The sequence below is a fragment of the Actinosynnema sp. NPDC002837 genome (assembly GCF_040295345.1).
GTDB lineage: Bacteria > Actinomycetota > Actinomycetes > Mycobacteriales > Pseudonocardiaceae > Actinosynnema.
Genome location: NZ_JBEOVG010000012.1, coordinates 1 through 12,860 on the forward strand (window position 1 = coordinate 1; position 12,860 = coordinate 12,860).

13 protein-coding genes are annotated in these 12,860 nt (G+C 72.2%); 11 read left to right on the forward strand and 2 right to left on the reverse strand.

Going from position 1 to position 12,860, the window contains the following annotated elements; translation table 11 throughout:
* Nucleotides 1-161 precede the first annotated feature (161 nt).
* A complete protein-coding gene (locus tag ABTZ99_RS11355; RefSeq protein ID WP_498781115.1) occupies nucleotides 162-767 on the forward strand; it encodes an Rv1733c family protein in 606 nt (201 codons plus the stop codon).
* 517 nt (nucleotides 768-1,284) lie between these two features.
* Entirely contained in the window at nucleotides 1,285-1,518 is a 234-nt protein-coding gene (locus ABTZ99_RS11360; RefSeq protein ID WP_498781113.1) for a DUF1918 domain-containing protein, read from the forward strand.
* 248 nt (nucleotides 1,519-1,766) lie between these two features.
* On the opposite strand, the gene ABTZ99_RS11365 is transcribed toward ABTZ99_RS11360, so the two are convergent.
* On the reverse strand, nucleotides 1,767-2,138 hold the full coding sequence (locus ABTZ99_RS11365; protein ID WP_498781111.1) for a hypothetical protein: 372 nt from the start codon (nucleotides 2,136-2,138) through the stop codon (nucleotides 1,767-1,769).
* Nucleotides 2,139-2,917: 779 nt separating this feature from the next.
* On the opposite strand from ABTZ99_RS11365, the gene ABTZ99_RS11370 reads away from it, so the two are divergent.
* The gene (locus ABTZ99_RS11370; protein ID WP_498781110.1) at nucleotides 2,918-3,502 is read left to right on the forward strand and encodes a CBS domain-containing protein; all 585 of its coding nucleotides are present in this window, start codon (nucleotides 2,918-2,920) and stop codon (nucleotides 3,500-3,502) included.
* A gap of 30 nt (nucleotides 3,503-3,532) precedes the next feature.
* Here ABTZ99_RS11370 and ABTZ99_RS11375 read toward each other — a convergent pair whose 3' ends face one another.
* Nucleotides 3,533-3,952, reverse strand: a complete 420-nt coding sequence (locus tag ABTZ99_RS11375; RefSeq protein WP_498781109.1) for a universal stress protein — start codon at nucleotides 3,950-3,952, stop codon at nucleotides 3,533-3,535.
* Nucleotides 3,953-4,218: 266 nt separating this feature from the next.
* On the opposite strand from ABTZ99_RS11375, the gene ABTZ99_RS11380 reads away from it, so the two are divergent.
* The 8 genes from ABTZ99_RS11380 (at nucleotide 4,219) to ABTZ99_RS11415 (ending at nucleotide 12,838) form a co-directional block, all read left to right on the forward strand.
* Nucleotides 4,219-4,668, forward strand: a complete 450-nt coding sequence (locus tag ABTZ99_RS11380) for a hypothetical protein (RefSeq protein WP_499610522.1) — start codon at nucleotides 4,219-4,221, stop codon at nucleotides 4,666-4,668.
* Complete coding sequence (locus ABTZ99_RS11385; RefSeq protein WP_499610525.1) at nucleotides 4,665-6,041, forward strand: DUF4389 domain-containing protein; 1,377 nt, start codon at nucleotides 4,665-4,667, stop codon at nucleotides 6,039-6,041. The genes ABTZ99_RS11380 and ABTZ99_RS11385 overlap by 4 nt, the downstream gene beginning before the upstream one ends.
* Nucleotides 6,034-6,714 (forward strand): CBS domain-containing protein, encoded by a 681-nt coding sequence (locus tag ABTZ99_RS11390; RefSeq protein ID WP_499610528.1) that lies wholly within the window; start codon nucleotides 6,034-6,036, stop codon nucleotides 6,712-6,714. The genes ABTZ99_RS11385 and ABTZ99_RS11390 overlap by 8 nt, the downstream gene beginning before the upstream one ends.
* Entirely contained in the window at nucleotides 6,711-9,251 is a 2,541-nt protein-coding gene (locus ABTZ99_RS11395; RefSeq protein ID WP_499610530.1) for a cation-translocating P-type ATPase, read from the forward strand. Before ABTZ99_RS11390 ends, ABTZ99_RS11395 begins: the two co-directional genes overlap by 4 nt.
* Nucleotides 9,248-10,099 carry a universal stress protein gene (locus ABTZ99_RS11400; protein WP_498781101.1) on the forward strand — a complete coding sequence of 284 codons (852 nt, stop codon included), beginning with the start codon at nucleotides 9,248-9,250 and terminating at the stop codon, nucleotides 10,097-10,099. The genes ABTZ99_RS11395 and ABTZ99_RS11400 overlap by 4 nt, the downstream gene beginning before the upstream one ends.
* Nucleotides 10,100-10,208: 109 nt before the next feature.
* Nucleotides 10,209-11,012 (forward strand): polyphosphate kinase 2, encoded by an 804-nt coding sequence (ppk2, locus tag ABTZ99_RS11405; RefSeq protein ID WP_498781100.1) that lies wholly within the window; start codon nucleotides 10,209-10,211, stop codon nucleotides 11,010-11,012.
* 112 nt (nucleotides 11,013-11,124) lie between these two features.
* Nucleotides 11,125-11,343, forward strand: a complete 219-nt coding sequence (locus tag ABTZ99_RS11410) for a hypothetical protein (protein WP_498781098.1) — start codon at nucleotides 11,125-11,127, stop codon at nucleotides 11,341-11,343.
* Nucleotides 11,344-11,440: 97 nt separating this feature from the next.
* Entirely contained in the window at nucleotides 11,441-12,838 is a 1,398-nt protein-coding gene (locus ABTZ99_RS11415) for an MBL fold metallo-hydrolase RNA specificity domain-containing protein (RefSeq protein ID WP_499610535.1), read from the forward strand.
* The last annotated feature ends 22 nt before the right edge of the window (nucleotides 12,839-12,860 follow it).

The following is a 12,860-nucleotide window of genomic DNA, read 5'->3' on the forward strand; positions in this document are numbered from 1 at the left end:
CGGGTCGTGGACCCGGCGCCGACCGGTGCGTGCTCGGCGAGTCCGAGGCAGAGCCGGAAGTCCCGGCACATCAGGGACTGTCGTGACGACCAAGGACTCTGGGTGCCGCGCCTTGGCCGGACCAGCCTGGAGTGACCGGATCAGGCCGAGGAGGTCGGGACATGGACATGCGTTCGGGCAGTGCCGTTCGGAGGTTCGCGCGTCAGCTCTTCGCCTGGCGCAACCCGCTCGCCCGTCCCGGGGACCGGTTGGAGAGCGCGGTGGCCGTCGTCTCGGTGACGATGGCGTTGCTGGGGCTGCCCGTCGCGGCGGCGATCGGCTCGGAGGTCCACGCGCGGCAGGCCGTGGTGTCCTCGGAGGAGTTGCGCACCCGCTATGAGGTCGACGCCGTGCTGCTGGCGGACACGCCCAGCTCCGCGGGCGGCAGCGCGCACACCGCGGCGGTGACGAAGTACGACGTTCCCGCGACGTGGACGCTGCCCGATGGCAGGACACGACAGGGCGAGGTCAAGACCACCAGCGACGTGCTCGCCGGGAGCAAGGTCCGGATCTGGGTCGACGACCGGGGTTCCGTGGTGGACGCGCCGCTGACGGCCGAGGGCGCGGTGTTCACCGCGATGGTGGTCGCGATCGGTTCGTGGGTCGCGCTGGGCTGCGCGATGGCGGTGCTCTACGTGGTGGTCCGGTCGACGCACACCCGGCTGCGTCGGCAGCAGTGGGAACTGGAGTGGGCGGCGGTCGAGCCCGGCTGGCGGAAGCTCGCGTGAGGACGCACCCGCCGGCGTCGCGCCACCGGTCCGACCAACGTCGAACAGGTGGGCGCGCTCGCGGGACACCGTTTCGACCGGTGAACAGGCCGTTCTCACCTCCGGCTGATCGCCACCGGCACGACGACGACGGTGATGTGGACCTCGAGGTCGGCGGTGCCGTCCGGTCCGTGCAGGTGAACCTCGCGCGGCGGGCGGGCGCGCCTGCCGGTGGCCGTGAGCGCGGCCCCGCCCTTTGCGCGCCTCGTGTGCCTGCCCCAAGCGGCCGGGGGATATGCGTGAAGCGTGCGGGCGGTTGGGTCCACCCGGCATCAGGATCGTGCCGACATCAGGTCCACCACGCGGGTGCGGCTGCGCCCACGGACGGCGGTGAAGGCGTGGTTTCGGCGAGTGCCACTTGGTACGTCGTGGTTCGAGGGTCACCTCGTCGGGTGAGCGCGGCGCAGCGCCCAACCTCGTCACCGGGTGGGATCTTCGACCTGCGCCCACGCGGGACGGGACGACTGGAGGTGCGGTCGTGAAGGCACAATCGGGGGACTGGGTGGTTGTCGAGGGTGTCACGCTCGGCGTGCCCACTCGGCGCGGCCAGGTGGTGGAGGTGAGCCACCCCGACGGCTCGCCGCCCTACCTCGTGCACTGGCTGGACACCGGCAAGCAGACGCTCGTGTTCCCCGGCCCGGACGCCCACGTGGTGACGGCCCAGGACGAAGCACGGCGCGTCGCGGCGGCGGTCGGTGAGGCGATGCGGTGAGCTGATGAACTGGATGGGCGTTCACTGCTCGGAGTGGCGCCCGTGCTCGGGATGACGGTGGGGCTTCGGCCACGTGGTGGCGCACAGCGGACGGCGGGGGCGCGACCGTACCGAGGACACGGACGCGGCGGTCGGTGTTCGCTGGTCGGACACATCCGTCCCCGGCGTACCCGCTGGGGCGAACGCGGGCGGCACGGAGCGGGTCGGACGATCGGTCCGGCCGATGTGAAACGGGTCGATCGGGTTGATCACCGTCGGCTGTCTTGGGCGGTGGCGATGCTGGCTCGGCAGCAGCGCACGATCTGGCGGGTGGCGGGGCTGTCGGGCGTTCGCAGGCAGCGTTGGCAGTGGACGGTGACCGTGCCGGTGAGTTCGTCGACGCTGACGGAGGCGGGGCACTCGCAGTCCCGGCACCAGCGGTGGCCGGTCACGGCGATGACGTGTGCCTGGGAGTGCACGCACTGGTGCAGCCAGCGGCGGTGGACGCGACAGGTGATGCGTTCGAGCGGGTCGAACCCGGTCTCCTCGGCGTCGTCCTCGGCGGCCAGCACGGCGGCGAGCTTCGGGTCCCGGACCCCGGCGTAGGTGTCGTGTCGGGCGGTCTGCAGCAGCGTGGACATGGTCGGCTCCGTGGGTTTTCCGTTCAGGAGTCCACTGTCCGTCGCGTCACCGGCTGCCGAACACGGCACGAGGGCATCACCTCGGAAGGTCTTCGGGGCAGCCGTTCGCGCAGGTCGACCCTGCCGCAGACGGGACCAAGGGCCCGTTGGCGCGTCCACTCCGTCCGGCGCGGTTCATTCCGCTCCGGTGTGCCGAACGGCTGCCGCGTCCAAGTCGAAGCGGTCACCGCGCCCGCAGAGCCAAGCGCTGGTGGCGGACCACGCGGCCGACTGCTCGTCGTTCAGCTCCGCGGTTCGACCGCCGTCCACCGCGGCGCTCGGAACACCCCGGACCAAAGTCCCCGTCCAACGGTTCCCGGTGACTCTGTGACCCCGAACGCCGTGGCGGTGGACTGGATCTCGGAGCAAATCCCGGTCAGGAGGGGAGTACCCATGACGACGGTCGAGAGGCGTCATGTCGGCGGACTGATCCCCGAGGTGCTCGGGCTGTTCCAGGGTATCCGTCCGGTGCCGTCGCGCGTCACCCCTGCGGCACGCGGATGACGTCGCACGCCTTCGGCTGCTGCACGTCGATCGGCATGGCCACACCTCTCGTCGTCGGTGTCGGCAGCGCGTGCCGGAGACCTGCGGATGTCCCTCGACCATTGGCACGTCACCCGTTCGGGGACATCGCACAGGCGGGGCCGTCCTTGGACCCTCGTCGCAGAGGACCATCGACCGCTGGCGCGGGCGCGACAGCCGCTTAACGTCGGAATCACCTGCGACGAGGGAGGTGTGCCGTGCGGGCACGAGACATCATGACCAGCCCGGTCATCACCGTGACATCGAACGTGCCGATCCGCGTGGCGGCGGCGCTGATGGTTTCACACGGCTTCACCGCGCTGCCCGTGGTCGACGCCGACCGGCGACTCGTCGGCATCCTCACCGAGGCTGACCTGCTCCGCGGCCGCTACACCGACGGGGAGCCCGGAGACGCGCCGGTGGGTGACGTGCTGACCACACCGGTGTGCGGAGTGGACCCCACCGCACCGGCCGGCCTGCTCGCCAGGGTGATGGTCGACGACGGGATCCGTTGCGTGCCCGTCCTGGACGGCCTGCGGCTGGTCGGCGTGGTGACCAGGCGTGACCTGGTGCGGGCGTTGGCCCGCACCGACCCCTCCATCGAGTCCGACGTGCGGGAACGCCTTGATGCCTACGACCCGAACGGCCGCTGGACGGTGACCGTGCACAACGGGCATGTCGACATCGGGACGACGTTCCCCGACGAACGGTCCTGGAACGTCGCCGTCGCCTTGGCCGAAGCGGTGCCGGGAGTCCTGAGCGCGTACGCGCACCAGACGACAGGCGTGGACGCGCAGCGTTGAGCGGACGTCGGAACAGCCGGCTGCGGCGGCTCAGGAGTCCGCGGTGGGCACGATCACGACTGGGCACGCTGAGAACCGCACGCAGTACGTCGAGACGCTGCCGAGCGCCACGTCGGACAGGCGGCTGTGGCCGTGGCTGCCGATCACGAGCAGGTCGGCTCGTCTCGACTCGAGCGCCAGGGTGGTGCTCGCGTCGCCGACGACGGTGACCTCGGTGACCGGAGGGGCGTTGTCGAGCGTGGCGCGGACCTGCTTGACCGCGTGGTGCAGCCCGTGCCCGAGGTGGAAGTAGCCCGGCGTGTCGGCTTGGGGCTCCCCGCCCGTGGAACGCGCGGGAACCCACTTCACCTCGGAGGGCGTGGCCATGATCGCCCTGACGCTGTTACCGGTGCGCGCCGCGTGCGTCAACGCCCAGCGCAGCGCCTTGCAGCTCGCGGCCGATCCGTTCACACCCACCACCATCATGACGGCCTCCCGATCGCACCTCCGAGCGTCCACCCGTCGTGAGCGTGTCGACAGAGGCTGAAGCCCTGGAGTGAGAGGGCTTCGGCTTCCCTTCGCCTTCGGCTGCGCGTCATCCACCGACGTTCGCGGCGGCGTTCGCAGGGTCGAAGGTCCCAACCCATCAGAGACCGGCGTGACGACCAACGACTCTGTGGACAGACCTCGGAGCGGACGAGCCTGGGAGGTGCCGGAGCGGACGAGGAGGGCGGGACATGGACACGCGGTCGAGCCCTGCAAGACGGGCGCACCGGGCCCACGCCGGGCGCAACCCGCTCGACGAGCGGCTCGGGGGTGCCGTCGCGGTCGCCTGGGTCGCGGTGACGCTGATCGAGCTGCCGATCGTCGTGGCGATCCGGTCGGAGGACCACGCGCCGCGAGCTGCGCGCTCCGAGGAGCCACTGCGCACCCGCTACTCGGGGGAGGCGGTCATGCCGGTCGACGCGCCCGGCTCGCCGAGCAGCGGCACGGCGATCGTCGGCTCCGGGGTGGTCGAAGACGCGGTCGTCATGGCGGCGGCCGTCGCGGTGGGCTCCTGGATCGCGCTCGGCGGCGCGATGGCGCTCGGGTACGTGCTGGTCCGATCGGCGCACACCCGGCTCCGGAGCCGCCTGTGGAGGACCGAGTGGGCTGCTGTCGGGCCCGGCTGGAGGGCGTTGTCATGACCACCTACCCCGTTCGCGTGCACGGCCGGTTCGACCCGGCCCTCAACCGCTGGTTGTGGCTGGTCAAGTGGCTGCTGGTGATCCCGCACTACGTCGTCTTGGCCTTCCTGTGGATGGCGTTCGGCGTGGTGGGGTTGGTCGCGTTCGTCGCGATCCTGGTCACCGGTCGCTACCCGCGGCCCCTGTTCGACTTCGCGCTCGGCGTGCTGCGCTGGACGTGGCGCGTGGCGTACTACTCGTTCGGGGCGCTGGCGACCGACCGGTACCCGCCGTTCAGCCTCGGCGAGGAACCCGACTACCCGGCAACGCTGGACATCGCGTACCCCGAACGGCTCTCGCGCGGTCTGGTGCTGGTGAAGTGGCTGCTGGCCCTCCCGCACCTGGTCGTCGTCGGGATCTTCCTCGGCGGTGGCGGCTACCTGGCCTTCCGGGCCGGTGAGTGGGCCTACAGCCCGGCCGGCGGCCTGGTCGGCCTGCTCGTCCTGATCGCCGGTGTGGTCCTGCTGTTCACCGGCCGCTACCCGCGCGGTGTGTTCGACTTCGTGCTGGGCATGGACCGCTGGGCGCTGCGCGTCGCGGCGTACGTCGGCCTCATGACCGACGCCTACCCGCCGTTCCGGTTCGACACCGGCGGCGACGAACCCGGCGCCGCCACCCTGGACGTGCCACCCCCGCCCGCACCGTCGGGCGGTACCGCGGGCCGTGTCGCCCCGGCGGTGATCGGCGTCCTGCTGCTCCTGACGGGCGCTGGGCTGTCGGCGGCCGGCGCGCTCGGGCTGTGGGCCGACCAGACCCAGCGCGACGCGACCGGCGCGGTCACCGCACCCGCCCAGACCTTGCGCGGCACCGGCTACGCGGTGGAGCTCGGCACCGCCGAGATGAACTGGACCGAGGCGGGCTGGGCGGTCGGCGAGGACTGGCTCGGCGCGATCGGGCTGCGGGTCGACCCGGACGCGTTCGTCGGCATCGGCCCCAGCGCCGACGTCGCCCGCTACCTGGGCGGTGTCGACCGCGACCGCGTGACCGGCTTCGGCGACCAAGCCCTCTACCAGCACAGCACGGGCACCGCGCCCGCCACCCCACCCCACGCCCAGCCGTTCTGGGTGTCGTCGGGCTACGGCTCGCTCACCTGGACCGCGCAGCCCGGCACCTGGACCGCAGTGGTGATGAACGCCGACGGCTCGCGCACGGTCGACACGACCCTCGTGGCCACCGCGACCCTGCCCGCTCTCGCCCCGGCGGCGTGGACGGCGCTCGGCGCCGGCGTGCTGCTGCTGTTCCTCGGCGGCGGTCTGGTGCTCTTCGCCGCGACCCGGCCGACCCGACCCACCGCACCTGTCCAGAACACCGTGGAAGGAGAGACCCATGCGTGAACCCGAGGTTGCCTCGCTGATGACCCGCGAGGTGGTGAAGGTCGACGTCGGCACCCCGTTCAAGGACGTCGCCGCCATTTTGACCGACGGCGCGTTCAGCGCCGTGCCGGTGGTGGACACCGACGACCGGCCGATCGGCGTGGTGTCGGAGGCCGACCTGCTGCCCAAGGAGGAGTACCGGGGCGGCACCGAACCCGGCCCGTCCGTGTTCGCCCGCCGCGACACCAAGCAGCGCTGGCGCCAGGCGAGCGGTACCACCGCGGGTGACGTGATGACCACCCCGGTCGTCACCATCGGCCCGGACGCGCCCGCGAGCGCCGCCGCGCACGAGCTGGCGGTGGAAGGTGTGCGCCGGCTGTTCGTCGTGGACGTCGACGGCAGGCTGCTCGGTGTGCTGTCCCGTCGGGACCTGCTGAAGGTGTTCCTGCGCAGCGACGAGGACCTGCGCCGCACGGTCGTGCACGAGGTCCTGCAACGGACGCTGTGGGTGGAGCCCACCGCGGTCGAGGTCCAGGTGGTCGACGGTGTGGTCACGTTGCGCGGCACCATCGAGCGTCGCAGTGAAGCCGACATCGCCCACCGCCTCACCCTGGCCATGCCCGGCGTGGTCGACGTCCGCAACCACCTGTCCTACGGCTGGGACGACACCGACACCAGTCACCGGATCGGGTGACGACGGTGCTGGACGCGGCGGAGCGCACCACGGGTGGCCTGACCTCGGCCGAGGCCGCCCGGAGGCTGCGCGAGGACGGCCCTAACGTGCTTCCCACCGGCGGCGGGGCGCACCCGGTCGTGCTGCTGCTCAAGCAGTTCGCGCACTTCTTCGCGATCCTGCTGTGGGTGGCCGCCGCACTGGCCTACGTCGCGGGCATGCCCGCGCTGTCGGTCGCGATCGCGCTGGTCGTCGTGCTCAACGGGGTGTTCGCGTTCGCCCAGGAGTACCGGGCCGACCGCGCGGCGCAACGGCTGCGCGACCTGCTGCCCACCCGCGCCACCGTCCGCCGCGACGGCAAGCCGAAGGTGGTGGACGCGGCCGAGCTGGTCGTCGGCGACGAGGTCCTGCTCCAGGGCGGCGACCGCGTCTGCGCCGACACCCGCGTGGCGCAGGTCGCCGCGCTGGCGGTGGACGAGTCGATGCTCAGTGGCGAGAGCGTGCCAGTGCACCCGGCCGCGGACGACGTCGTGCGGGCCGGCACCTACGTCACGGAGGGTGAGGCGACCGTCGTGGTGACGGCCACCGGCTCCCACACCCAGCTCGCCGGCATCGCCTCGCTCACGCGCCACGCGGTCCGGCCGAAGAGCCCTCTCGCCCTGCGGCTGCACCGCGTGGTGACCGTGGTCGGCCTCATCGCGGTCGCTGTGGGCGTGGCGTTCTACGGGGTCGCGATGCTGCTGGGTCTCGATCCGACGGAGGGCTTCCTGTTCGCGGTCGGCGTCACCGTCGCGCTGGTCCCGGAAGGCCTGCTGCCCACCGTGACGCTGTCGCTGGCGCGAGCCGCCCAGACGATGGCGCACCGCAACGCGCTCGTGCGGCGGTTGGACGCGGTGGAGACGCTGGGCGCGACCACCTTCATCTGCACGGACAAGACCGGGACGCTGACCCGCAACGAGATGTCTGCGGTGCGGGTGTGGACTCCGGCCGGCGAGGTCGCGGTGGACGGGCAGGGCTACGCCCCGACCGCCCGCGTGACCGGTGAATCCGACGCCCTCGCCGCCGTGAGGACCCTCGCGGTCAGCGCCCTTCGCTGCTCGCCCACCGCGCACGTCGAGCACCGGGAACACCGGTGGCTGCCGGTTGGCGACCCGATGGAGGTCGCCCTCCACGTCCTGGCGGCACGCGTCGGCGCGGACACCACGACCCCGGCGGCGACCCGCTTCCCGTTCGACCCGCGTCGCCGCCGCTCGTCCGCCGTCGACGGTGACGGCGTGCACGTGACCGGTGCTCCCGATGCGGTGCTGCCGCTGTGCGCGCAGGCGCCGGGCGCGCACGAGGCGATCGACGCCCTCGGCGCGCAGGGGCTGCGCGTGCTCGCGGTGGCGTGGCGACCCGGCGCGGCCACCGGCTGGGAGGACGCCGAACGCGACCTGGTCCTGCTCGGCCTGGTCGCGTTGCAGGACCCACCACGCGACGACGTCACCGACTCCATCGCCCTGTGCCGCAAGGCCGGCATCAAACTCGCCATGATCACCGGCGACCACCCGGCCACCGCCCGCGCGATCGCCGCCCAGGTCGGCCTTCTCGGACCCGACCGGCTGGTGGTCGAGGGCAAGGACCTGCCCGCCGACGACGCCGCCCTCGGCGAACTGCTGGACCGCGACGGCGTCGTCGTCGCCCGCGTCACCCCGGAGGACAAGCTCCGCATCGCCCACGCCCTGCAACACCGCGGTCACGTCGTCGCCATGACCGGTGACGGGGTCAACGACGGGCCGGCGCTGCGGGCGGCCGACATCGGCGTGGCCATGGGCGCCTCCGGCACCGACGTGGCCCGCGAAGCCGCCGACCTCGTGCTGCTCGACGACCACTTCGGCACCATCGTCGGCGCGGTGGAGCTGGGCCGGGCGACGTTCGCGAACATCCGCCGGTTCCTGACCTACCACCTGACCGACAACGTCGCCGAGTTGACGCCGTTCGTGTTCTGGGCGCTGTCCGGCGGCTCGTACCCGCTCGCCCTGAGCGTCCTGCAGGTCCTCGCGCTCGACATCGGCACCGACCTGCTGCCGGCCTTGGCGTTGGGCGCGGAGAAGCCGAACCCGCGCACCATGACCGGCCCCGCGCGGACCGGTTCCCTGATCGACCGCTCGGTGCTGGTCCGCGCCTTCGGCGTGCTGGGCCCGGCCGAGGCGTTGGCGGCGATGGCGGCGTTCACGCTCGTGCTGCTCGCGGGCGGCTGGAACCTGGGCGACCCGGTGCTGCTGGCCACCGCCTCGGGGACCGCGTTCACCGCGATCGTGCTCGGGCAGCTGGCGAACGCGTTCGCGTGCCGCAGCGCCACCAAGCCGGTGAGGAGCCTGCTGGGCAACCGGCTGCTGATCGGCGCGGTGCTCTTCGAGCTGGCCGTGCTGGCCGTGTTCCTGTTCGTGCCGCCGCTGCCGGACCTGCTGGGCGGCAGCGCGCCGACCCCGCTGGGCTGGGCGCTCGCGGCGATGACCATCCCGGTCGTCCTGCTGGTGGACGCCGGGCACAAGTGGATGAGGAGGCGTTTCACATGAGCAAGCCCGTGGTCGTCGGCGTCGATGGTTCTGGGCCCGCGTTCGACGCGGTGCGGTGGGCGGCGCGGGAGGCGAGGACGCGGGACGTGCCGCTGCGGCTGGTGCACGCCGAGCTGCGCCTGCCGGGTGACGTGCTCGACGCCGACGGGCGCACCCGCAAGGCGCTGCACGAGCAGGCGTGGCAGTGGCTGCACGAGGCCGCGGACATCGCCCGTGACGTCGATCCCGACGTGCGGCTGGATGTGCACATCGAGGTCGCCGACCCGGCCCCGCTGCTGGTGGCCGAGTCGGTCGACGCGGAACTGGTCGTGCTGGCCTCGCGAGGGTTGGGCGGGTTCACCTCGATGCTGCTGGGCTCCACGGCCATCGCCGTGACCAGCCGCGGCGCCTGCCCAGTGGTCGTCGTACGCGGTGAAACGCGGCCCGGTCCCGTCGTGTGCGGGGTGGAGGGCGACAGCCCGGCCGTGCTGGCCCAGGCGTTCGACCAGGCCTCGACACGCGGCGTGCCGCTGGTGCTGGTGCACACCTGGCACGCGCCGCCCGAGCCGCTGGCCGACATGGTGGGGATCGAGCTGGCCGAGTACGACGCCGCGCAGGGCGGGGACCTCTCCGCGCTGGTGGCGCCGTGGCGGGAGAAGTACCCCGACGTCCGGCTGGAACTGGTCGTCGCCCGCGGCAACCCGGCACGAGCGCTGATCGACCGCGCCCGGGACGCCGCACTTCTGGTCGTGGGCTGCCGGGGCCGCGGCGCGCTCACCGGGCTGCTGCTGGGCTCCACCAGCCACGCCCTGCTGCACCACGCGCCGTGCCCGGTGCTCGTGGTGCGCGCGACCGTGCAGGACCTGTGATGCCCTTCTCGTTGCGCACCGACGCAACCGACCTGCACGACGACGTCCTTCTCCACGTCGAACCACGGGACCAGGGCATCACTGGGATCGTGCGACCGACCAGGAGCCGATGATGGGTGCGAAGTCCAGGCTGCGTCGCGCGGCCTACGAGGCCGAGTTGCGGCAGTTGCAGGCCGAGTTGGTGAAGGTGCAGGAGTGGGTGCGCGTCGAACGGGCGCGGGTCGTGATCGTGTTCGAGGGGCGTGACGCGGCGGGCAAGGGCAGCACCATCAAGCGGATCACCGAGTACCTCAACCCGCGCATCGCCCGCATCGTGGCGCTGCCGGCGCCCACCGAACGCGAGCGCACGCAGTGGTACTTCCAGCGCTACACCTCCCACCTGCCCGCCGCCGGGGAGATCGTGCTGCTCGACCGCAGCTGGTACAACCGCGCCGGCGTCGAACGGGTCATGGGGTTCTGCACGCCCGAGGAGCACCGCAGGTTCCTGCAGCAGTGCCCGGTGTTCGAGCGGATGCTCGTCGACGACGGGATCCTGCTGCGCAAGTACTGGTTCTCGGTCAGCGACGCCGAGCAGGAGAAGCGGTTCCGACGCCGGTTGGACGACCCGATGCGGCGCTGGAAGCTCTCGCCGGTCGACGTCGACTCGATAGCCAGGTGGGAGGACTACTCCCGCGCCAAGGACGAGATGTTCGTCCACACCGACACCGCCGAGTGCCCCTGGTACGTGGTGGACAGCGACGACAAGCGGCGAGCCCGCGTCAACATGATCGCCCACCTGCTGTCCACCCTGCCGTACTACGAGGTGGAGCCGCCCGCCTTCCGGCTACCACCACGTCCCGCGTCCACCGGCTACCACCGCACCGACCGGCGCCTGCAGACCTACGTCCCCGACCACGCGGCATCGCTGCGCTGAGCCCCGGGTCCCGCGCCACCGCGTCCGAACGTCCCGTCCGGTCGACCTCCTTCGAACCTGCCAGTGCGCCCGCGGAACGCGGAACCTGGACAGCAGAGAGGAGCTGAGTGACGTGGATTACACATCGAGGCACAAGGCGATGCTGAGGGCGGTCGCGCAGGGCAGGGGGCAACTGGTCGGAATCGGGCGTCCGAGCCTGGCGGTCGACGGGCTGTGGTGCGACTTCACCGCCACCAACGACCTCGTGCTCGGCGGCCTCGTCCGGTCGGCGGGCTCGATGGCGGTGCTCACCACCACCGGCGCGGCCGTCCTCGACCGGCTGACGAGGTAGGGACCGAAGACCCCGCGGGACCGGGCCGACCGCCGCTGTGGGCCGTCACGAAGACGCGGGACCGTGGTATCCCGCGACAGACCAGCCAGGAGTTGTGATGGGCAAGCGCTCCGCCGAGCCGACCTCGCTGACCTTCCTCGGTGCCACCGGCACCGTGACCGGCAGCAAGTTCCTGTTCGACACCGGGTCGTCCGGAGTTCTGGTCGACTGCGGCCTGTTCCAGGGACTCGCGCCGTTGCGCCGACGCAACTGGCAGCCGCCCCGACTCGACCTCGACCGCCTCGACGCGGTCGTCCTGACCCACGCCCACCTCGATCACTGCGGCTACCTGCCGGTCCTCGTGCGCAACGGCTGGCGCGGACCCGTCTACACCACGGAGGGCACCGCCGACCTCGCCGCGATCGTGCTCGCCGACAGCGCCCACCTCATGGTCGAGGACGCACGGCAGGCCAACGAGGGCGGCTGGACCAGGCACAACCCGGCATTGCCGCTCTACGACACCGACGACGCCGCCGCGGCCGTCCGGCTGTTCCAGACCATGGACTTCGACGTGCCCTGGCGCATCGCCCGCGGCGTCGACCTGGAGTTCGGCCGCAGCGGGCACATCCTCGGCTCAGCGTGGGCCAACCTCGACCTCGGCGGCCGCACCGCGGTCGTCAGCGGCGACCTCGGCAGGCAGCACCACCGCATCCTGCTGCCGCCCCGGCCACGTCCCGAGTGCGACGCGTTGCTGGTCGAGTCCACCTACGGCGACCGCGCGCACGACGACGAGCGCGCCACCGCGTTGCTGGCCGACACCATCCGCCGCACCGCCGCGCGCGGCGGCAGCGTGCTCATCCCCGCCTTCGCCGTCGACCGCACCGAGGTCGTCCTCATCGAGCTGGCCAAGCTCACCCGCGCCGGCACCATCCCCGAGCTGCCCGTGTTCGTGGACAGCCCGATGGCGCTCGCCTCGCTGCGCGTCTACCGCCAAGCCGTCGCCAAGGCCTGGCCGGAGGTCCGACCCGAACTGCTGCACACCCACGAGGACCCGTTCGACCCCGGCAGGCTGGCCGAGCTGCACACCGCCACGCAATCCATGACCGTCAACAACCCCGCGCAGCCCTCGATCATCATCTCCGCGTCCGGCATGGCCACCGGTGGGCGCGTGCTGCACCACCTCAAGCAGATGCTGCCCGACCCCCGCCACACCGTCCTCGTCGTCGGCTATGCCGCCGCGGGCACCCGGTCCCGGCAACTGGCCACCGGCGCCCGCGAGATCAAGATCCACGGCCGTTACGTGCCGGTCAAGGCCGAGGTCCAGGTCCTCGACGCGTTCAGCGCCCACGCCGACGCCGACGAACTGCTCGCCTGGACGACCGACGGACCAGAACCCGGCACCACTTACCTCGTGCACGGCGAACCCGAGGCGTCGACGGCCCTGGCTGCCCGACTGTCCGCTGAACACGGCTGGAACGCGGTCGTGCCCCGTGACGGCGAGCGGGTCCTGATCTGATCACGCCATAGCGGGCACCACG

Bases quoted from the DNA above. Each gene is read 5' to 3' on its own strand.
- ABTZ99_RS11390 (WP_499610528.1), top strand. From the start codon at position 6,034: ATGCGTGAACCCGAGGTTGCCTCGCTGATGACCCGCGAGGTGGTGAAG.
- ABTZ99_RS11385 (WP_499610525.1), top strand. From the start codon at position 4,665: ATGACCACCTACCCCGTTCGCGTGCACGGCCGGTTCGACCCGGCCCTC.
- ABTZ99_RS11400 (WP_498781101.1), top strand. From the start codon at position 9,248: ATGAGCAAGCCCGTGGTCGTCGGCGTCGATGGTTCTGGGCCCGCGTTC.
- ABTZ99_RS11380 (WP_499610522.1), top strand. From the start codon at position 4,219: ATGGACACGCGGTCGAGCCCTGCAAGACGGGCGCACCGGGCCCACGCC.
- ABTZ99_RS11415 (WP_499610535.1), top strand. From the start codon at position 11,441: ATGGGCAAGCGCTCCGCCGAGCCGACCTCGCTGACCTTCCTCGGTGCC.
- ppk2 (WP_498781100.1), top strand. From the start codon at position 10,209: ATGATGGGTGCGAAGTCCAGGCTGCGTCGCGCGGCCTACGAGGCCGAG.
- ABTZ99_RS11365 (WP_498781111.1), bottom strand. From the start codon at position 2,138: ATGTCCACGCTGCTGCAGACCGCCCGACACGACACCTACGCCGGGGTC.
- ABTZ99_RS11355 (WP_498781115.1), top strand. From the start codon at position 162: ATGGACATGCGTTCGGGCAGTGCCGTTCGGAGGTTCGCGCGTCAGCTC.